The 22,676-nt window shown below is 32.4% G+C and carries 18 protein-coding genes; 6 read left to right on the top strand and 12 right to left on the bottom strand.

Features of this window, described 5'->3' with window-relative positions:
• Window positions 1-45: 45 nt before the first annotated feature.
• The 6 genes from GOY12_RS02525 to GOY12_RS02545 all read left to right on the top strand — a co-directional run bounded on the left by GOY12_RS02525 (window position 46) and on the right by GOY12_RS02545 (window position 7,657).
• Window positions 46-1,245 (top strand): deoxyguanosinetriphosphate triphosphohydrolase, encoded by a 1,200-nt coding sequence (locus GOY12_RS02525; RefSeq protein WP_175818494.1) that lies wholly within the window; start codon window positions 46-48, stop codon window positions 1,243-1,245.
• 18 nt (window positions 1,246-1,263) lie between these two features.
• Window positions 1,264-1,602, top strand: coding sequence for a hypothetical protein (locus GOY12_RS03785; RefSeq protein ID WP_410543526.1), 339 nt, complete (start codon window positions 1,264-1,266; stop codon window positions 1,600-1,602).
• 213 nt (window positions 1,603-1,815) lie between these two features.
• Window positions 1,816-2,019, top strand: a complete 204-nt coding sequence (locus GOY12_RS03790; protein WP_410543527.1) for a dihydrofolate reductase family protein — start codon at window positions 1,816-1,818, stop codon at window positions 2,017-2,019.
• Window positions 2,020-3,415: 1,396 nt separating this feature from the next.
• Complete coding sequence (gene mnmG / locus GOY12_RS02535; RefSeq protein ID WP_175818495.1) at window positions 3,416-5,329, top strand: tRNA uridine-5-carboxymethylaminomethyl(34) synthesis enzyme MnmG; 1,914 nt, start codon at window positions 3,416-3,418, stop codon at window positions 5,327-5,329.
• Window positions 5,330-5,347: 18 nt separating this feature from the next.
• Window positions 5,348-7,165, top strand: coding sequence for an aminopeptidase P family protein (locus tag GOY12_RS02540; protein WP_175818496.1), 1,818 nt, complete (start codon window positions 5,348-5,350; stop codon window positions 7,163-7,165).
• A 120-nt stretch (window positions 7,166-7,285) separates the two neighbouring features.
• Window positions 7,286-7,657, top strand: coding sequence for a hypothetical protein (locus GOY12_RS02545; protein ID WP_175818497.1), 372 nt, complete (start codon window positions 7,286-7,288; stop codon window positions 7,655-7,657).
• A gap of 11 nt (window positions 7,658-7,668) precedes the next feature.
• Here GOY12_RS02545 and GOY12_RS02550 read toward each other — a convergent pair whose 3' ends face one another.
• From GOY12_RS02550 to GOY12_RS02600, 12 genes are all read right to left on the bottom strand, one after another.
• Window positions 7,669-8,652, bottom strand: coding sequence for a beta-ketoacyl-ACP synthase III (locus GOY12_RS02550; protein ID WP_175818498.1), 984 nt, complete (start codon window positions 8,650-8,652; stop codon window positions 7,669-7,671).
• Complete coding sequence (gene plsX / locus GOY12_RS02555) at window positions 8,645-9,682, bottom strand: phosphate acyltransferase PlsX (protein WP_175818499.1); 1,038 nt, start codon at window positions 9,680-9,682, stop codon at window positions 8,645-8,647. The genes GOY12_RS02550 and plsX overlap by 8 nt, the downstream gene beginning before the upstream one ends.
• Window positions 9,683-9,692: 10 nt before the next feature.
• Complete coding sequence (rpmF, locus tag GOY12_RS02560) at window positions 9,693-9,875, bottom strand: 50S ribosomal protein L32 (RefSeq protein WP_175818500.1); 183 nt, start codon at window positions 9,873-9,875, stop codon at window positions 9,693-9,695.
• A 1,539-nt stretch (window positions 9,876-11,414) separates the two neighbouring features.
• A complete protein-coding gene (ccmE, locus tag GOY12_RS02565; RefSeq protein WP_175818710.1) occupies window positions 11,415-11,801 on the bottom strand; it encodes a cytochrome c maturation protein CcmE in 387 nt (128 codons plus the stop codon).
• A complete protein-coding gene (locus tag GOY12_RS03660; protein WP_218938927.1) occupies window positions 11,785-11,922 on the bottom strand; it encodes a CcmD-like small membrane protein in 138 nt (45 codons plus the stop codon). The genes ccmE and GOY12_RS03660 overlap by 17 nt, the downstream gene beginning before the upstream one ends.
• The gene (locus tag GOY12_RS02570) at window positions 11,919-12,710 is read right to left on the bottom strand and encodes a biotin--[acetyl-CoA-carboxylase] ligase (RefSeq protein WP_175818501.1); all 792 of its coding nucleotides are present in this window, start codon (window positions 12,708-12,710) and stop codon (window positions 11,919-11,921) included. Before GOY12_RS02570 ends, GOY12_RS03660 begins: the two co-directional genes overlap by 4 nt.
• A gap of 1 nt (window position 12,711) precedes the next feature.
• On the bottom strand, window positions 12,712-14,106 hold the full coding sequence (locus GOY12_RS02575; RefSeq protein WP_175818502.1) for an NADH-quinone oxidoreductase subunit N: 1,395 nt from the start codon (window positions 14,104-14,106) through the stop codon (window positions 12,712-12,714).
• Window positions 14,103-15,539 (bottom strand): complex I subunit 4 family protein, encoded by a 1,437-nt coding sequence (locus GOY12_RS02580; protein WP_175818503.1) that lies wholly within the window; start codon window positions 15,537-15,539, stop codon window positions 14,103-14,105. The genes GOY12_RS02575 and GOY12_RS02580 overlap by 4 nt, the downstream gene beginning before the upstream one ends.
• Window positions 15,540-15,542: 3 nt before the next feature.
• A complete protein-coding gene (gene nuoL, locus GOY12_RS02585) occupies window positions 15,543-17,399 on the bottom strand; it encodes an NADH-quinone oxidoreductase subunit L (RefSeq protein ID WP_175818504.1) in 1,857 nt (618 codons plus the stop codon).
• Window positions 17,400-17,403: 4 nt separating this feature from the next.
• The gene (gene nuoK, locus GOY12_RS02590; RefSeq protein WP_175818505.1) at window positions 17,404-17,712 is read right to left on the bottom strand and encodes an NADH-quinone oxidoreductase subunit NuoK; all 309 of its coding nucleotides are present in this window, start codon (window positions 17,710-17,712) and stop codon (window positions 17,404-17,406) included.
• Window positions 17,703-18,290, bottom strand: coding sequence for an NADH-quinone oxidoreductase subunit J (locus GOY12_RS02595; RefSeq protein ID WP_175818711.1), 588 nt, complete (start codon window positions 18,288-18,290; stop codon window positions 17,703-17,705). The genes nuoK and GOY12_RS02595 overlap by 10 nt, the downstream gene beginning before the upstream one ends.
• A gap of 680 nt (window positions 18,291-18,970) precedes the next feature.
• Complete coding sequence (locus GOY12_RS02600; RefSeq protein ID WP_175818506.1) at window positions 18,971-20,833, bottom strand: WD0745 family porin; 1,863 nt, start codon at window positions 20,831-20,833, stop codon at window positions 18,971-18,973.
• Between the last annotated feature and the right edge of the window lie 1,843 nt (window positions 20,834-22,676).

Here is a 22,676-nt window from a genome sequence, read left to right on the forward strand (position 1 = left end):
CCACCGCCACTTATTATTAATAACTCATTATAGTAGAAATTTTACATGTCAAACAATAATTTTCTCTTAAGCTATGCATGCCTCCCACACAAAACGAGAGGAAGATATTTCAAAGAATTAGAGGACGAAAATCGCAGTTGCTTTCAGCGTGACAGGGACCGCATTATACACTCCAATGCGCTTAGGAAATTAGGGTACAAAACACAAGTTTTTATCAATTATGGAAATGACTATTATCGCACACGACTTACTCATAGTCTTGAAGTAGCACAAATTGCAAGATCTATTGCACGCAGGTTGGGTTTAGACGAAGACATTACTGAATGTATAGCACTTGCACATGACCTTGGTCATCCTCCATTTGGTCACACAGGTGAAAATGCTTTAAAAAAATCAGTTCGAGATTTGAATCTTGATAGTGAAAAATATGAATTTGACCACAACGTTCAAGCTATAAGGATTTTAACTCATCTTGAACAAAAACATGCCGACTTTGATGGCATGAACTTAAGTTGGGAGGTAATTGAAGGAGTTGCAAAACATAATGGCCCTTTACTTGGCAAAAATGCAGCATTCCATACAAATAATCAGCTATTATTAGAATACAACAAAAAATATAATCTAGAACTTGAAAAATTTTCAAGCATCGAAGCACAAGTTGCTTCAATTGCCGATGACATTGCATACAGTGTTCACGACCTTGATGATGCATTGAGAGGAAACTTAGTAACCATAAAAGACCTACTCGATATTCCTTTAATTGGAAAAATATTTCAAGACATAAAAAGCAAATATTCAGAATTATCTCAAAATAAGCTGATACATGAATCACTCAGTAAAGCTATAGGAACTATGATAAGTGATGTTGTTTCTCAGACTAAAAAAAACATTGAAGATTATAAAATAAAAAGTGTAGAAGACGCAAGAAGTTTAAATAAGATGCTAGTTATATTATCGCCAGAAATTGCAAACGCTACAAAAGAAATAAAAAAATTTAACATAGAAAAAATATATAAAAGTTATAAACTCAATAGAACGATGAATAAAGCAAAACGTATAGTACAAGAACTCTTTCAATGCTTTTATGAAAATCCGGGACTACTACCCATAGAGTGGGATAGACTCACTTATGAATTCAAGCGTTCAGTAGTAATATGCGACTATATCTCCGGTATGACAGATAGATTTGCCATACACGAGCATAGAAGAATTTTTGATACCTCATATGAAATGACTTCTTTCTAATGAAAGATGACCATTTTTATGTCAGTAGCATTAAAACTTACAGAAAGAACTCTTAAAAGCGTTTCACCAAATCCTGCTGTTAGGTGTGTTATTGTAAAAGATGGTATAGTAGTTAGTAAAAGCCACACAGGAATTGGTAGACGTCCACACGCAGAAGCAGTCCCCTGCAAAGCGCTAAAGACTATAACTTATAGTGTGACTATGTACGTTACTCTTGAGACATATTGCCATTTTGAAATTACAGAACCTTGTACTGCAGAAATTATAAGATCTAGAATAAAAAAAGTGGTGATTGCAATAATTAACCCAGATAAAAGAGTGTTAAGTAGAGAGCATCAAAGCCATAGAATAAGCTGAAATTAAAGCTGAGCAAGGTATTATGCAAAAAAAAGCAGAAAAATCGAACACATTGTTTTTTACTACTCAGAGATCACATAGATCATTCATAGCGTGCAAAATCGTAATGACTCTTGACGAGAAAATTGCAACATTCACAAGTAATAGCAAATAGACAGAAAGCAAAAATACAGAAATTGGGCATACAAGCTCAGAGCAAAACATGACACAATTATGATCGGTAGCAATACTCTAATTAATGATAACCCACTGTTAACTTGTAGATTACCAGGACTTGAAGATAAATCACAAACCAGACTAATTATCGATAGCCAAGGAAAATTAAAGGAAGAACACAATATTGCAAAGACTGCAGATAAAGTAACAACTTGGGTGATTACAAACAAGAAAGTAGAGAAAAAAAATACAAAATATTAACTATCTGGTAGTTAACTCAAACAACAAACCTCCTATTACTTCAGTACCCTGGCACTGGGATTTAGAAAATTTAGCTCTAGATCAGTAAACTAAATGTTTATATAACAAGGCTACTAGTCAAAGGTGGAAGAGTGTTAGTCACAGAATTATTAAAATATAATTTAATCGACAGATTGATAATCTTATCATAGTAATAAAATTCATTGGTAATGATGCCATTTCTTTTATAGAAAATTTAGGAACTCAATTTATCAGCAACTGCTACCAATTTAAGAAAGCAGAAGTAATAGACTTTAACGAGGATATAGTCGTCGAGGTTTGGAATAAATTGTTATAACCTCTACATGCCTAAATAAAGTAAAAAGGTGGAAGCCTACCCATAACAAATTAAGTTACTTAACCTCCAGAAAATTTAAGCACTATTAGTATAAACTCCAGTCCCATAACCTTCTTTGCCCAGGTCAGTTATGGCAGTTAATTTTTTAATTTCTGTTTCAACTTTATTCTAAACCAGTTCTTCTCCTTCTTTATTCCTTTTAGTGTCTTCAGATGTTCTAGCTTCATTTATTTCCTCACCCTTACAGATTTGCTTATATGAACAATAAGCTAGTATAGCAAAATACGTGCAGTAACAAAAGAAAGCTGTAACTCATACCAATGCTAATTTTTGTCACTATATACTATATTTCTCATACTTTGTATACCTTTACTTATAACACCACCTTTCAATAAAATCAACAACAAATTAAACATAGATACTAGAATACACAATTAAGTTATTTTTTTTCAAAAAAAAAATAAAATTTTAGCTGTCGATCTTCCTCCTAAACTGCCAATAACCATAAGCAGCTGGCTGAATTTTGATAAACCAATACTGTGCAGATAGATTAAAAAAAATTTTTGAAATCATAGCTCCATGCATAACTGTGCAAATACTAGATTTCTTGTGACTAACCTTCAGCTATAAATAACTAAGAAACCTACTAAATAGAAAAAGAAGATAAAAAAATTCCACAATAGCTAGTATTCTTCCTAATTTCATATAAGCTAGTATTCATTATTAATTATCCTAAAAGCTTTATAAACGTACCTCAACTTATATAGGTAGTAAAAGCTTAAAACTTAATAAGTACATGAGGCGCACACATACTGATAAAATTAAATACAAGATACCAACTACGCAATGCTTTCATCGGTTAACCTGTGCAGATTTGAAGACAATTAGATATTATTATTATCATAATAAAGAAACTAGCAAAATTTGCTAAGCAGTTTTTTTACCCTATCCTTATGAATCAAGAACATAAACTAATTAGCTATCTAGACAGTAGAAAGTAATGCCATTGATTATATTAACTCCATTTGTTATATATAATTTTTCTAAATATGAAAAATAATGGGCAAGTATGACATAATAGTTATAGGTGGTGGTCATGCTGGGTGCGAAGCAGCTGCAGCTGCAGTTCGCCTTGGCGCAAACACGCTGCTTATAACCCATAAAATTTCAACTATAGGAGAAATGTCCTGCAATCCAGCAATTGGAGGAATTGCAAAGGGTATTGTAGTTAAAGAGATTGATGCCCTTGACGGAATAATGGGAAGAGCAATCGACCAAGCAAGCATACACTCAGTTATTCTAAATGGCAGCAGGGGTGCAGCAGTGTGGGGACCACGTGCACAGGCAGACCGGAAATTATATAAAAAAGCAATACAGGAAATTATCCTAAACTACAAAAATTTGGCAATAAAAGAAGAGTCAGTCGATGATCTCCTTATCAAAAGCAATAGTGACAAAGAGCTGCATATTAAAGCTGTTGTAACAAGCTCAGGTGAGCATATACTGACAAGTAAAGTTATTTTAACTACAGGAACTTTTCTGCAAGGTGTAATTCATATAGGCAAACAAACGATTCCTTCAGGGAGAATGGGAGATAAATCTTCAATAGAGCTTGCAAACACATTGAAAAAATATAATTTCAAATTAGGTAGACTACGTACTGGAACTCCACCAAGACTTGATTATAATACTATAAACTGTTCAATATTGCAAGAACAAATAGGTGATAATCCACCCAAGCCGTTTTCTTATCTCACAGAAAGAATTAATCAACCTCAAGTTTCATGTTTTATTACCTATACTAATGAAGATACACATAGAATAGTTCGAGAGAATCTCCACAGATCAGCTTCTTTATATCTAAATGACATTATTGCACCAAGATATTGCCCATCGATCGAAACTAAAGTCAAAAAATTTGCAGAAAAAAATAGTCACCAAATATTTCTAGAACCAGAGGGGCTTGATGATAATATCATATATCCAAATGGAATTTCAAATTCATTACCTATTGAAGTACAGCGCAAAATGATAAGGAGTATCAAAGGACTTGAAAATGCAGAGATATTGAAACCTGGGTATGCAGTTGAGTATAATTACATTGACCCACGAGAGCTATTTCATACCCTCGAAACCAAGAAAGTTAAAGGACTATATTTTGCCGGTCAAATTAATGGAACTACTGGGTATGAAGAAGCAGCAGGACAGGGAATTATTGCCGGGATTAATGCAGCACTATCTGCAGCCGGAAAGAAAAAAAGCTTTATTCTCCACCGCACAGACTCATACATCGGCGTAATGATAGACGATCTAGTCACTAAAGGAATAATAGAACCCTATAGGCTATTCACCTCACGTGCAGAATACAGATTAGCAATTAGATCAGACAATGCAGATAGAAGATTAACACAAAAAGGGTATGATATTTCCCTTGTATCACATGAGAGATACTCTATTTTACAAGGCAAACTTAATTCTATTAAGCAACTCAAGAAAAATTTAGAGAGTCTAACAATTACTCCTGAGCAGCTCAGGTTTTATGGTATAAAAATATCATATGACGGAATAAAAAAAACAGCATTAGATTTACTAAGCTATCCTAATATCAACTGGAATAAATTGCAAAAAATATGGCCAGAGTTAAATAGTGTTACATGCTGGAATAATACCAAAATAAACGATGCAACCAAGAATGAAATATGTGAGGCAGTTGCAATTGAAGCAAAGTACAAACCTTATCTAATAAGACAAGAAGCAGATATGAAGTTTTTACGAGAGGAAATTAACACTCAAATTCCAATTAATTTCGATTATTCACAAGTTCAAGGTTTATCAAACGAAGTAGTAGAAAAATTGCAGACAATAAAACCAATAACGATTGGTACTGCAAGGCAAATACAAGGTATCACTCCAGCAGCAATAGTTAGCATATTGGTACATTTAAGAAATAAGAAAATGAAAATTAGCTGCTAATTCTGTGTGAGACACACTATGTTAAAAATCGAAAAATTTCGCTCTTTCATGCGTAAAATAAATGTAGATATGTTCATACTGCACACTAAAGACGAATATTTAAATGAATATTCAGATGAATTAACCAAGCTATGTGGTTTTACAGGAACAAATGGGTTGCTCATTGTTACAAAAAACAATAAGTGCCCATTTTTTACAGATGAACGTTACATCATACAAGCCTATAATCAGCTCAATCAGAACACTTTTCAAGTATATAACACACAAGAAGAGAATCCATACGAATGGGCAAAAGCAAACTTAACATTGACCACTTCATTAGGTTATCATCCACAGTCTTTTACCATAAAAGAGATAAAGAAATATGAAAATATTTGTAGGTTAGTACCCTATCCAATTAAAAAAAAAAGTAATCATAAAAAACAAATTATAGTTTCGCATGCAGCAAAGTATTCTGGTGAAAGCAGCAAGAGTAAATGCGAAAGAGTGACTAAAAGCATAGATAAAGAAATTGAAGCAGTACTCCTGACTGATCCAAGTTCAATTTCATGGTTGTTAAATTTAAGAAACGAAAATGCTAAGCATACTCCGTGTATACTAGGTCGCGTTATATTATATAAAAGTGGCAATGTTGATTTATTTATTCAAGGTAAAGAATACTCAACTATACAAGCAAATTTGGATAACCACATAAATATTTTTGATACTAGTAAGCTAGAGAGTTCGCTACGTAGGCTAAGTTCGGTAATGATAGATCCAAGCACAACTCCAATGAGCATTATGGCCATAATACAAAGTAAGCGAGTAGTTGAAAGAGAGGATCCCTGTTTAATTCACAAAGCAGTGAAAAACCAAACTGAAATAGCCGGGGCTATAAATGCACACATTAGAGATGGAGTAGCAGTGACAAATTTTCTATATTGGCTTGAAAATAATGTTAATAAGTCTCTTGCAAATTCACATATCATCCAAATAACTAACACTAAGACCAAGAAAAAAAATGCAGATTCCAGCATCACATGCTGGAATGACACAAAAAGAAATACTAATTTTTTGCCTGAGCAACCATTATATGATAGACCCAGTGAGATTACTGAACTCAAAGCTGAAGAGAAACTTTTAGAACATAGAAAGGAACAGGCTCTATTCAAGCAACTAAGCTTTCCAACAATTTCTGCATTTAATGAGAATGGAGCAATAATTCATTACCGTGCAAGTAATGAGACTAACAAAATAATTCAGAAAGATGGACTATACTTGATTGATTCCGGTGGCCAATATCTTGACGGTACAACTGATGTTACAAGAACTATAGCAATTGGCAACCCAACTAATGAACAAATAACTCATTATTCAATAGTATTGAAAGCTCACATTGCTGTAGCAAGCGCAGTCTTTCCTTTCAGCACTACTGGCGGGGAGTTAGACATATTAGCACGCACCCACCTATGGAAATTTGGAATAGATTATATACACGGTACAGGACATGGAGTAGGAAATTATTTATCAGTTCATGAAGGGCCACAAGCAATATCAAAAGGAAACAAAGTAAAACTTATGCCAGGTATGATACTTTCCAATGAACCTGGCTATTACATCCCAGGTAAGTATGGAATAAGGATTGAGAATCTTATGTACGTTAACAAACAAAAAAATTGCTTCTTAAACTTCAAACAACTTACTTCTATCCCATACGATAGAAAGCTAATAGATATGCAAATGCTTACTAAAGATGAAATTAAGTGGATAAACAGGTATCATCAGTCTGTCTATGAAAACCTAGAAAATAATATCAACAATAAAAAATGGTTAGAAAAAATATGTGCTCCTTTATAAGTAAAGGAACAGTTTTTACTCTTTAATAAGTATTAATATAGATATAAAATAGGCATTATATATTGTTTTTAATTCAAAAATAATATATAATAAAATACATATTTCCAGGTAGGTATAATTATGACAGATAAAGTGCAGGAAGATGAATTTATGAAGCAGTACATGGATACTTGTAAAGAACAGATAGAAAAACTAGCCAAGGATCCCGAGTTACTTAATCAAACTTTAAAACCATTTATGCAAATGTCTCAGCAGCTTATGGCTAGTAGTATGTTAGACAAATCTATTCCTGATATGGTATCTAATTTGAGTAGTATGGATATCACCAAGGTGATCGCTCAAATAAAGGAAATGATTGATTATATAAAAAGCAACTATAAAGGGATCATGAAAAAAGATAGCTCGCAAATTCAAGAGCTTGATGAATCCAGTAAAAAACTGAGAGGCTTAGTCAGGAAGCTGATAGAAAAAATTGAAAATAACAAACAGTAAAATCGGAGTTGTCAGTAGCGTAGTAATACAGAACCCCAGGTTAGGCCTGCACCTATTGCAATTAGTAGTCCTAGACTTCCTGGTTTTATTTTTGATTTTCGTATTGCGTGATCAAGTGCTAGTGGAATTGACGCTGCTGAGGTGTTTGCATGTCGATCAACCGTATTAACCACTTTTTCTATAGGCAAATCTAACTTCTTGACTACTGCTTCAACAATACGAACATTTGCTTGATGAGGAGTTACCCAGTCAATATCAGTAATCTTCAAATTATTGGATTTTAGTTCTTTTTCTACTGAAGCTGTTAATTTATCTACTGCATGTTTAAACATTTCTCTTCCTTTCATGCATATTTTCCCAGGATTACCAGTTGAGGATACTCCTCCATTCGTATATAATATACCTATATTACCATCAGAGTATAAGCTGGTTGATACTATGCCGCTACCTATGGACTTCTCTGTTGTTCCATCGCAATATAATGCAGATTTTATTACTATTGCACCAGCACCATCACCAAATAGTACACAAGTTGACCTATCTTCCCAATCAATAATTCTAGACATTATCTCAGCACCTATAACTAGTACATATTTAATGTCATTATTAGCTTTAATAAGCGAATCAGCAACTGCAATTGCATATATAAAACCAGAGCATGCAGCTTGTATATCAAAAGCAAACGCATTTTTACATTTTAGTCTACTCTGCACAATAGTCGCACAGCTAGGAAAAGTTTTATCAGGTGTTGTTGTTGCCACTATGATTAAATCAATTTCATCCACTAAAATCCGTGCCTTCTCTATAGCATTTCTTGCTGCATTAACAGCTAAATCTGACGTTAATTCTTCTTCACCTGCTATATGCCTCTGAATTATTCCTGTTCTTTGTCTAATCCATTTATCACTTGTTTCAACTATCAATGCAATCTCATCATTACTCAATGTCTTTTTTGGCAAGTAAGACCCAGTACTCAATATGAAACTTCTATTCAATGTGACTTACCTCACTCACTATCTTCTGGTTTAAATTTTCACTAATAGCACTTACTGCAAATTTTATGGCGTGAGCAAAAGAAACAGCATCAGAATTTCCGTGGCTCTTGATAACTACACCATTGAGTCCTAAAAACATAGCTCCACCTCTAACTTTGGGATTAAAACGTGTAAGTGCCTTACTAAGTTTAGATTTCAACAATATATCAACAAACACTTTTGTTATCCATGAGCTAAATACTTCCTGCTTTATTAAATTAATAAAAGCACTAGCAGTCGCCTCAGCTGTTTTAAGCATTACATTGCCAACAAAACCATCAGCAACAATCACATCAATACTACCTTCTAAAAATTCACTTGCCTCTATATATCCTCTAAAATTAATACTCGGAGCATTTTTGAGTAACTCAAAAGCCCCTCGTACTGAGTCAGTACCTTTAATTTCTTCTATACCAATATTTAGTAAAGCAACTTCAGGATTATCAATTTTTAATGCTATCCTTGCAAAGATACTTCCCATCAATGCAAATTGAAATAATGAGTCAGCGTTACAATCAACATTCGCACCAAGATCAAGTAACACAAAACTTTTTGCCTTAGTTGGACAGACAGACACAATAGCAGGACGATAGATATTTGGTAATATCCCTAAAACAAATCTGGAAATTGCCATCAGTGCTCCAGTATTACCTGAAGATACCACTCCAGAAGCCTTACCCTTTTTTACTGCCTCAATGGCTGCTTTCATACTCGAATCTTTACGATTCCTCAGTGCAAAGGATGGCTTATCATTCGCAAGAACACTATCAGAACAGTGAATCAACTCAGAATTATTACTTACTTTCTTATATCTTAAAAGCAAAGGAGATACTTCTTTCTGGTCCCCATAAATACGAAAAAAAACTCTAATACCTGTGTTAACAAGGTTATCCAAAAAAAAACCAGCACCTTGAATCACTGAGAGAGGTGCAAAGTCACCTCCCATAGCATCAAGCGCAACAACTATATTATCGTTAACCGTGGGTAACATATCATGATAGCTATTCTTTCTGTTGTTTAATAAAAACCCTTTTCCCTTTATAGCTGCCATCAATTGCTATATTGTGAGGCAACATAAACTCTCCAGTTGCTGTACATACCACAATATTTTTAGGCTCAATGGCGTGGTGAGAACGATGCATATTACGCCTTGATTTTGACTTTTTTCTCTTTGGTACTGCCAAAACTCCTCCCTATTCTATTATAAAAATTTAACCTATCAGTAACACACTTTTTACAGAAAGTAAATAGTAATAGCAAAGTAAGTAAGGTTTACTATGCAATCAATCTTTTGTCAGTTTTAAACTGAAACACTTCAGTTAAAGTATATTGAACTTAGAACACACTTTACTATATAATAAAATTAACAAAAAATTTTAATAAAATTAGTAAGACTAACTTCATGCTAATATAAGTGCAAAGTGATTTCTTTCGATAGAAATGGTATCAGAACAATCGGTAGGTCCAGTCCTTACTGATTTCCTATCAAAAGGCTTAAGGCTTTTTCTCTTTACCGACTAATTGAGCTTCACATAAATTTTCATAGAGGTAGCAATAGTTCTGCCAAAATAATTCTAAACGATCCATTGATCATTTCCCAGAATAGACAATACTCAAACTATCACAACCAACAACATCACTAAAGAATTAGTCTAATTTTAATTAATCTAATAAAATGCCAGGAAAGGCTGAAGTACCAGTTGCAGCAGAAATAACTGGCACGATTATATATTACCAAATAGATAAATGCACTTACAACTTTAAATATTAACCTTCTTAAATACTTAATTATACCAAGAACTTCAGTATCAGTATAGTACTCTGTATATTTATAATATACGCAGATCAATAGGAACATTTGAAGATATATCACTGCAGTTTGTGAATTTAGCCACAACATGAGTATACAAGCAAAAATGTACAGCTTAATTCTTTTATCATAGAAAAGGGCACACAAGAAATAAGTGTTTGCTATAACATCAACTATTACTTCATAATCTATATTATATCAGCCATTTTAGCAAATCATTTTGATTAATTCCTTGAACTTATCTTTACTAAGAGATTTAAGTTTTAATATACTAAAAAGGAGGGGAACCACTAGTTATACTCTGGTAACTCAAAAAGTGATAAATCATCTTGTACTAATAAAAATAATCATCAGCTTACTGATACTAAGCCATTGCTTGCTAAAATAAATAGTAAAAGATAAAATAAACTTAGAATACTTTTCCAAAATTCAGTTTCACTTGACTATTCTACAGTATAGAAGAAAAACTCCTTAACTACAAGGACAGCCTTACTTCAATATCAATAAAAAAGAGGCAAAGCAATTAATAATCAATAAGTTAAATGACATTGTAGATTAGAAGAAAGCATATATATTCCCAACACGGCTATCAGGTAAAATGAAGAAAAGGATAGTGTTTGCAAGAACAATTGTACACAATCTAGGAATTATATTCGTTAAAACAACCTTAGAGTAGATCCATTTTACATCTAATATAGTGAATAAGATAATAATAAAGCTTGTTAAAAGACCATAACCTTATAATTATTACAATTACACATAACATTCACAGTACATTTAAAATAGCTATCCTATATAAGGAAGGCACAATCACCTTTCATGGAACTACCTAAGCAATAAAAAATATTAAAAACGGACATACAAAGAAACTCATTTGCTATATACAAAGTAAAAAAACTTTCCATCTTATTACTCACTTCCTAGGCATATAATTCTCATCATGCTTTGCAAATACTGTATCTGCAAAAAAGATTCCATTGTCGAACATTTTACCTTGTACAACAACACCACCTTTTTCTGAAAACATTGGCGGGAGTATTCCTTGATACTTTATCAAAACACTTTTGTTAAAATCTGTCACCTTAAAGATCACTTCATCCTCACCATATATTACACTATCCTCAACAACCATTCCACCAATACGAATTAGCTTTTGATTATTTGGTAAAACTACTGCTTCACTCACTGTATAAAAAAATGAGATATTCTCTTTGAGAGCTATTAAGATAAAAAAAACTACACAATTTAAGAAAAAAGAAATTCCTAAAGCTATCAGTAATCGCTTATGTTTTTTCTTCATCATTACTTTTAAGGCCCTCCAAAGTTTCCTTACTCTTAACATAGCAAGAAGTAGTAAAAATTAACTCCCCAGCAATTAATACAAAACTAATTAGGTAAGCAAAAACTACATATGCATTCATAACGTACTACCAACAAACAACTCACCTGCATCAAAATAAATCAAGCTTCCATCTCCTTTCTGTAACATCAATCTACCACTTTTATCTATATCAATAAAGATCCCTTTGTGCAACTTGCCAGCTAACTTTACGCTAATTTGCTTGTTCATTTTAAATGCTTTTTCCAACCACATTTTTCTTATAGCACAAAACCCATCAAATATCCATTTTTTCCTTAATCTATTAAAATGTATTATTATTTTTTTTAATAGATCTATATTAGACAAAGATCCACCGTAACTATCAACACATGTTGTCCATGAAAATGGTGCATAATTAATGTTAATTCCAATTCCTATAACCAACCAATTCGAATTGGATTTTTTTTCAAGTAATATTCCACTTATTTTCCTACCATCTACCAAAATGTCATTTGGCCACTTATATTGAATATTACCATCACCTATAGATGATAACAACGTATCACCAACAGCAAGAGCAGTGACAAAAGTCAATTCTGTTAATTTACTCAAATTCTCTCTATTATCCCAACATGCAATATTAGAATTCACTATCGGAGCGGCATCAGTATAATTATATAAAAAATCTATGATTAAACTCACATAAAAATTACCTTCTGGAGAGATCCAGCTTCTACCAGTGCGCCCTCTACCATCTGTTTGTTTATCAGCAACAATGATAGTTTCATCTAATACCCCTTTATCAATTAAGTCCAATGCTTTTCCATTAGTGCTATAAACTTCTTTATAATGATAAATATGAAAACCCTCAAATGTTTCAGGGATCACTTTATAACCCTTTAGTTACTAAATAAATTAACGAGTACAAATTTTCTACATACATAAAAAGAACAATATTGATTAAGGAAGCTACTGAAGTAATAATCAATAAACCCTTAGAATAAATAACCCTACTACTGCTAGCCTTATCAAAATATATAGCTTTTATAATATTTAGGTAGTAGTACCATGATACAATACCTGCTACTACGAAGATCAAAGACAGACCGATAAAACCTGAATTTATTAAACTCCTAAATATAAAAAGTTTAGCTAAAAACCCCCCAAGTGGCGGCATCCCTGCCATTGAAAGTAATAGTACAGAAAGATGAAAAGCCAAAATTGGGTGTTTTTTCCCAATACCAGATAAATTAGCAACATTACAATTGTCATCATCAATTTGTATAAAACATGAGAACAACCCTATACTTGTAATAATATATATTACTAAATACATTAAGGAACTATTTATTCCCATCTGTGTAAAGATGGAAAGTGAAACAACCATGAAACCAACATGACCAATTGAACTATAAGCAAGCAGCCTTTTTAGATTTCTTTGGCGCAAAGCCCCAAAAGCGGAGACAAGAACAGATAATGCCGAAAAGCATAAGAGAATAGGTTGAACATAACTTTTTATATCTATCAACTCTTCATTCATTAACCGAATTAAAAATGTTATAAGTGCAGCCTTTGGAGCAGTAGAAAAAAACATGGTTACTATAGTTGGCGCACCTTGATATACATCTGGAGCCCACATATGAAAAGGAACAATAGCAAGTTTAAAACATAAACCAATAAGGACAAAGACTAAACCAAAAACTATTCCGTAAGTTACTTGATGATTTTGCATAAATAAACTTAACTGAGAAAAATCGATTTTTCCTGTATATCCATAAAGCAGCGACATTCCATACAGCATAATACAAGAAGATAGTGAACTGAGCGTAAAATATTTTACGCCTGCTTCACATGAATACGCTGAATTTTTATTAAAGCTTGCAAGGATATATAAAGATATACTCATCAGTTCAAAAGCCAAATAAAAAGAAATTAAACTATTTGTCGAAACTAAAGTTATCATGCCAAATAGTGCAAAAAGAACCAGTACTGAAAACTCATATTTGTAGTCATATTTTGATAAATCCAGAAGTAAAAGTACTAAAATTCCTATGATAAGGATTAGCCCTTGGGCTGATTTGACATACAAATTAAGCTTTAACAACGAATTAAAGAAGAAAATTTCATTATTTTCTACTGAAAGAATTAAAATCATTAAAGTTGCCGCTGTACAACTAAGTGCTAGTAAATTAATAACGCGACGGCTAAGCACAATTCCAAGTAGCAGCAACACTAAGGAGGAGATAATAGAAAAAGCTTCTGGCAACACCTGTATGTAATTCATAGAGTATTATATTTAACTAATAAATTTACCATACACGGCTTCAAATAATTTAGTGCAAAAGTTGGATAAAATCCAAGCAAAATAATGAACACTGAGAGTAAAATCAAGATAGAAAACTCTATACTATCTAGGTGATTATTCAGCAATTTAGAATAGTTACCACCCCATATTATTTGCTTGCATAAGTTCAACATATAAACTGCACTCAAAACAGTACCAAGTGCAATAAACCCTGTAAAAAATCTTATACTTTTAAACATCCCAATCATAACTAAAAACTCACCTATAAATCCCGATGTTCCAGGTAATCCTATTGAAGCCATTGAAAATAAAATGAACATGAAACCAAACTTTGGCAAAGTGTTTATTATGCCAAAACACTTTGCAATTTCCATAGTTTTAGTCCTAGTATATAGTATCCCCACACATAAAAATAAAGCAGCGGAAATAAGACCATGACTAATCATTTGGAATATAGCACCAAGTATACTTTCTTCGTAAAACGAAAAGAGACCAGCAGTAACAATCCCCATATGTGCTATCGAGGAATAAGCTATTAACTTTTTTATATCATCTTGAACAAACGCAACTAGTGCAGTATAGATTCCTGTAATAATGCTAAGTATAATAACAAAATTTGAAAAATACAAACTTGCCTGAGGAAGCATTGGAATAGAGAATCTTAAAAAACCGTATCCCCCCATTTTAATAAGCAAACCAGCTAAAACTACAGACCCAGAAGTTGGCGATTGCACATGCGCGTCAGGAAGCCAAGTGTGAAATGGAAACATCGGCACTTTTATTGCAAAAGAAACAAAAAATGCGATCCATAACAATGATTGCACTCTAAAATCAAGGCCTGGCATTAATGAGGCTAGTTTCTGCATGTCACACGTCCCAAAAACACTATAAATATATACTAACCCAAGCAGAAACAACAGTGAGCCAGTAAGTGTATAGAGAAATAACTTAAATGTTGCATATACCCTGTATTCCCCACCCCAGATGCCAATAATAAAGAACATTGGTACTAAAACAGCCTCAAAGAATACATAAAAACTTATAGCGTTTAGTGAAATAAAGAAACCAATTATAAAACTTTCAAGTAGTAAAAATAACGCCATATATGCCTTTAGAGCCTTATAACTCATTTTACAATTATAGAGCATACAGATACTAAATAAGAAAGTTGTGAGTAGAAGAAAAAATAATGATATACCATCTACCCCTATTCCTACATCTCTAATTGGATAGCTTACAAACTGAAAACCTGCATTGGTATAATCAAATTCTATGCAAGCTACAATACTAAACAAAAATGGAAGTATCACAAAAAGCAAGGCAAGGGACCTTAGAGACTGATGATGAACCCTAATTAGAGATAAAACTAATGCTCCCATTAATGGAAGTAAGAATATACTAAGTAATAACACTTTTTATAGAATTCCAATAATATACAAAGCACCGCTTATTAAAGCAACAAACATAATAAACGCATAATCAAATATATAGCCAGTTTGTAACTTTATAAAATTCTTCGAACATTCATTAACTAATCTTACAACACCGTTTGGTCCAAACGAATCAATAGTCCTAACATCAAACTTGTATAGAAGCTTAGATATAACCTTAGTCGGTACAATTATAAAAAATTCATATATCTCATCAAAATACCATTTATTCTGTAGAAATTTAAGTAAAAACTCACTTTTAATCTGGTTAATTACCTGATAATAATAAATTAAGAATGAAAGCAATATCCCACTCAAGCTTACTAAGGTCGGCAGTAGCCTTATAAAGGCATTATGAATTTCATAAGTATCAGCAACTACTAAGCTTGATTTCCAAAATACATCACTAGTTATATCTAAAATCTTTACTCCCCATATACCAGAAAATACCGACCCAAAAGTAAGTATTAATAGGGGTATAAGCATAACTATCGGTACTTCATATATATCGATCTTACTTTGTTTTTGACTATGAAATACAAGAAGTAATACTCTCCAAGAGTAAAATGCTGTAAAGAATACAACAACCAAACTCATTACAAAGGCAAAACTGTCTATACTATAAGCATGTTCAATTATTAAATCCTTTGAATAGAAACCTGCAAATGGAAATATCCCAGAAAGCGAAAGAGATCCAATCCACATAGAAGCATAAGTATAAGGGATTTTCTTCCAGCAATTTCCTATCTTTTGAATATTTTGTTCATAGTTCATTACACGAATCACATTACCTGCACCAAGAAACAACAAAGCTTTTAAAAAAGCGTGTGTCATCAGATGAAAAACAGCAATATTGTAAGCAGAAAGACCGCACGCTATAAACATATAACCAAGCTGGCTGCAAGTTGAGTAAGCAATTATCTTCTTTATATCATTCTGAGTAATCGCAACAGTGGCTGCAAAAAAAGCAGTAAGCGTACCAACAATAATTATTAATTCTCTTGCTACACCTGATAGTTCAAACAATAGAGAACATCTTGCTACTAAAAATACACCTGCTGTTACCATCGTTGCAGCATGAATAAGCGCAGAAACAGGGGTTGGCCCTTCCATTGCATCTGGTAGCCAAACATGTAGGCCAAGCTGAGCAGACTTTCCCATACAACCAACAAAAAGCAATACACATATTATATCAATAATTTTAAATTCACAGCAAAATGCCCTAATTTTCCTTATACTAAGAAGACTAGCTGTATTAAAAATTTCAGTAAATTTCAAAGAATGAAATGTATAATAAATAAGAAAAATTCCAATCAATAGTGCAAAGTCTCCTACTCTATTTATAACGAATGCCTTAAGTGCCGCACTATTCGCAGAATACTTTTCAAACCAAAATCCTATAAGCAAATAAGAGCATAAACCAACCCCTTCCCAACCAAAGAAAAGCTGTACAAAATTATCACTTACAACCAACACAATCATACAAAACGTAAATAGCGACAAATAAGAGAAGAACCTCGACTTTCCTCTATCGTGTTCCATATAACCAATAGAGTAGAGGTGAACTACTAGCGAAATAGTGGTAACAATAACTAACATTAAAGATGAAAGAGTATCCACACTAATTGCCCAATTTACTTTTAACTCACTCAATGAAAGTAGAGGAAATAAACTTAAGTGGTAATTTTTAGAAAAAGTAAGAAAAACATACCAAGATAAAACCGCAGATATTCCAACCCCTACGGTTGTAATTAACTGACTTAAAATACTTTTCCTAAGAAGAGCTACAAATAATGAACTAAAAAGTGGCAAAAACACTATTAACTTTAGCACATTCATCATATTTTTACTCCTTCATTAAGTTTGCCTGTTCAACATCTATGTTGCCCTTGTTTCTATAATATACAACTAATATTGCAAGTCCTACTCCTGACTCAGACGCTGCAACAGTTAACACAAACATGACAAAAATTTGCCCAATTACATCATTCATAAAAACAGAAAAAGCTACTAGATTGATATTAATTGCTAATAATAATACTTCTACTGATAACAATATGTTGATTATGCTCTTACGGTTAATGAAAATACCACACACTCCAATAGTGAATAAAATAGCAGCAACAACCAAGAAATGATTTAATCCTATTTCCACTTCACTCCTTTTCCAAATTTAGCTTTAACCAACCTTACAGATGAGGATTGCGTCAATTGCTTCAATATATCTTGCCTTTTAATTCCTCTTTTCCTGTCTTGCAAAGCAAGAGCAATTGTGCCTACAATTGCAGTAAGTAGCAGAACACCAGAAAGGTGAAAAGCATACATATAATCAGTGTACAGCAAATCACCTATAGCCTTCACATTATTTGTGCTATAATTTATAATATTATTTATATTAAGCGCTGAGCTACGGATTACAAAGCTAATAATTAGAAAAAACATAACAGACAATATAGTGCTGAGAACTAAATGTTTCGTAAAACCCTGACGCAGTTTTATATAGTCAATATCAAGCATCATAACTACAAAAAGAAATAACACTGCAACTGCACCTATGTATACTATTAGTATTACCATAGCAATAAACTCAGCTCCAAGAAGAATAAAAAGAACTGCAGAGTGAATAAAGGTGAAAATTAAAAATAACACTGCATGTACAGGATTTCTTACACTAATAACACAAACAGCAGATAAAATACTAAGAATTGCAAAAAGATAAAAGAAAAAAGCCATTAATACTTTAATTGCAATAATATTCACTAATTTAAAATAACTATTGTTATGAAGTCAATAAACTTCTCGCATAGCATAGTAGTGTATTAGAGGTCCAACAGAAATTACTTAACAAATTCTGCCAGCTCTTTTATCATGGTGTAGAAGCTATTTCATTCAACCTCCAAACTTAGCAGATTAAAATAGTAAAAAAAGTTTTTATTTGACACATTATCGTTTAATTTTTTGTACTATATATCCTTATATACCTTTACAAACTCTCCTAGGTTCCAGGCCTTTATTTATATAAACTGAAAAATAAACTCACAAAGTGCTCAAGACATTATTTATAATGTCAAATTAAAAATAAAGAATAAATAATTAGCCTTACAGGTTTTCTTTATTTTCTTTTCTGTTTGATAAATTTTTAAAGTATTAACAAATAAAGTAGCACTAGCAACCTTCACCTGGTGCTTGTTAACGCCATAATGGTATAAGATTATGCTGTTTTTATACTTACCAAATCAGTTCATCTATAAGCAAGCAAACTACTCTAGATACCTCTAGTAATTTAACTAATTTTAGCCAAATACTCGATTTGGTATGACATGAGATAAATTTTAAAATAATAACTTAATAGCATTATAACTAACATTGAGAATATATTCCATATTTAAAATATGGAATATATTCTCAGCTAATCAGAAAGAAAACCTTATACCAGTAAGAAAGAGCAGCCCTTGATTAGGTGCAGCAGTATACTTCTCTTTGTACCCTTTATCATCAGTCATAAAATAATGAAGGACCGCATAAGGGATAAACTTACTTTTACTGCAAGTAGAAGAGAGATCATATTGAACACCAAGTGCAATATCATAAAGCTTATTTCCGTTACCTGTTTTACTACCAAAGTAAGTCAAACTTGTGTAGAGGTTATCATACTGATAACTAGTACCTGCAGTCCAATACATAGTGCTTTTATCATCTCCTTCAAATTGAGCCCCCAACCCTTCCATTTTTTCTCTATTACCACCAATAAAACCGTTAATCTCAATTTTCTGATAGTTACCATCAATTAACTTTTTAATATTCTTCGGTTGATCAGATTCGCCTAAATATGCAAAGGACGCAGCAAATTTCACGCTTTCATCCTCGTTAATTTTATAGTCAGCACTTACACCTAAATTAACGCCTACTAGATTATCATATTCTATATATTCATTATAAAAGAGTTGAGCTTCATCTAGTTGTTTCGGTAAACCATATTCACCAACTACAGAAGTTTTAACTTTCATATTATATTTACTAAAATCATATTCATACGATACACCAGCGCTTACTATATGCTCATAATCTGGACCGATATGTCTTTTATTCTCTACAATAAATAAATTACTACCATAGCGAGGTGAGTAGCCAATACCAAATTTTGCACCCATATAATTCGGTGAGTAGTAAGCAACTCTAAACGGCAGTGTAGTCATAATATCTTTATGGTATTTTCCTGCCATATAGAAAGAGAACATTTCGCTTCCACTTGAGAAACTTTCAGTGTGAAGGCGTGGTGTCACATAAAATGGAAAATTTTTACTAATCCCTTCTAAGTTTACTTTTCTAAACCAGTTGCTATCTGCAGCTCCATCAACGGTCGCAATTCTCGTTGCATCAAGCCTCATTAAAGCTTCAGGACCAAATTGATAACCAAGTTTTAAGTCACCATATTTTGAATTCAAAAACAAATGTGCACTTCTACCTCTTACCAAATTAATACCCTGTGAAGCCCCTTTACCTTCAGTAATTGGAACTTGGAGCTGGACATCAGCACCATAAAGAACTCCTAAATCCTCATTTTTATTTTCTGCCTTTAAATGCAACATTGCATCTGTAATCATGCCTATATCATTACTATAATCACTAATATTTTCTATCTGCCCAAATATTGGATGTAACCCTGTCACCTGATTATAAGGATCAGTATAGCAACTTACCATATTATTATAACACCTATAATCTTCACCACTTGGCCCCGCTTTCCCATAACCTTGGGCATCAACAACACCACCAAAAGTTATTCTCACACCACTTTTCCCTTGGCTGGTATTAATGATATCAACTCCACTAATCGAAACGACAGGGCTTACCTTTTCTTTCTCCCCTATATGCTGATTAATAACTTTTACATTATCTTTTGTAACTTCAGCTTCAGTTTTAGTCTTCTTAGCTCTATAACTTTCTAAATTAGAACTCTTAACATCATTTAGAACTCTTGCTTCTTTCTCATTTACTAGCTTTTCCTTTTTCCTTTCAGCTGCTAGCTTTAACTCCTCTTTCTTCTTAAGTTCTTCAGCTTTCTTTTTTGGATCAGCATTACATATCCGATCCATTTTCTCCTTCAGTTTTTTATTTGATGTTTTCATAACTTCTATTTTGCCAGAAGTTGTTGTACTCTCTTGCTTTTTCACTTCCTTCATATTTTCATTAGAAAAGTCAGCAGCAAAACTACTGAAAGAACATAAAGTTAATAAAGAAACTAGAGCAGTTTTAGCGTAGGTAGATTTTTTCATGCAGTGCCCCCAAAAAATTTCAAAGTCATTATCCTAAATGTAAAATAGTATAAAAGTGTTGAAAATTCAACTTAAAGCAACCTTATAGCTGAAACAAAAGTAAAATGCAACATCTTAGAAGTAACTTTTTTTAATATACTCTCAACATATAAGTTAATATTTTTACTTATTATTTTATATTATGATTCTATTGCTTGCCTCTGTAGAAGTAAAACTTTTCATGATAAAATAATAAACAGAATAAAAAGCTCTTATTAAAGTACTTAATATTTATCAAAGCATTAAACAACTGCTGGTGGGTTTATAGCCAGTAAATAAAGCTACTTGATAAATTCAGATATTTTATATAGACTTTACCCCTTACAAAATTAGTTTAATATTATAATACTAGTACAAGTTATACAAACTCCACCTCAGCTGATACCGGCAAATATAAGATAGAAAAGTACTACAGTGAATTTGGGATCATTAAAGATGGTAAATTTACAAATACTTATAACCCAAAATGAAATCATCCTCTACTTGTTTAAGATAACTTATGGCAATAATAATCTAATATCATCCAACAGAGGATATAACACTAAAGTCAAGTTTATTCAAAGAGGGCCACAGCATTATCCCACTTTATTATAGTTATTATAGTAGTGAAGAGTGCACTATTTTTTGCAAAAGATAGGGAAATACGTGGTGCTTTATTTATTAAAGGCTTTAATTGCACAACAACCAATGTAAACATATTTTTATATTACCCCCCTGAGAACTTACATTCGGCAGTAGAAGAATTCATTGTACTTCTATAACTCATTTATAAATTCGTGGCTTAATCTCGCATAACATCTTTAAACCTCATACTAAAGAATAAAGATCAGAAACTAAAGATTTAAAATAATCTCACAGGTTATAGTATAGAGGATCCATTGCTAAAATAGCTTCTCCGCTCAATAATTTAGTGGAACATATCTTTGATTAATCAAATTTCTCCAAAGAAGCAGAAAATAAACTTAAGAGTCTTATTAGATTGAGCAAGCAGGAGCTAAGTCATATAGAAGTTTCATGCTATAGAAGGCTAGATAATCAATATTAAAATGTTGATTATCTAATAATTCTCTAGGAATAACATAAAATTAAATTTTCATGCTCCATTAAGATAAAGCTCATTATTTACATCCGTTATACATATTATACATATTATATTCAGCATAAGTCAAAAAAAACTATACTATTTAACATCTCAAGTCAAACGGCACAGATTTCTTTAGCGAATTTAGAGTACTGAATGATAAACCCAGTTTAGATTGCCACCTACAAAAAATCTATAGCATTTTACTAATTCTAGACATGTTGTGCATCACAACATCCTCTCAAAAATATGCATGTTGCCCTCACTACATAACTTGAATGTTCAAGATCATCATTTACATCCAAGTTTTTATAGAACTCTCTTGCTACCTAAAAATCATAGTTACTAGTCAATATTTCATAACATATTTCCCAAGCATAATCATATGACTTTTCCGTTAATTTCATTTAACTAGAATACACCTAAAACAGATCATAGACTAGGGTAAATTGAGCCATAGATAACACCATCGAAACAGCCGCCTGTAATAATTTATCCAGTATTATATAAATAAAAAAGTGAAAGGTCACATATATTTCCATCAGTGCTTTTTTTTATTGCTTTTTTTGAACAAGAATCTAACACCCCCATTACCTATGAGCATAGGATACCCAATTTTCACTTCTAGTTCTCTATTCAAGCACTTTAATTTAACCAAATATATAAACCTTAGGATTCACAGGCTCAATAACACTATAAATCTACTTAACACAGGGAGAGTTA

This window comes from Wolbachia endosymbiont of Dirofilaria (Dirofilaria) immitis, assembly GCF_013365455.1.
Lineage (GTDB): Bacteria > Pseudomonadota > Alphaproteobacteria > Rickettsiales > Anaplasmataceae > Wolbachia.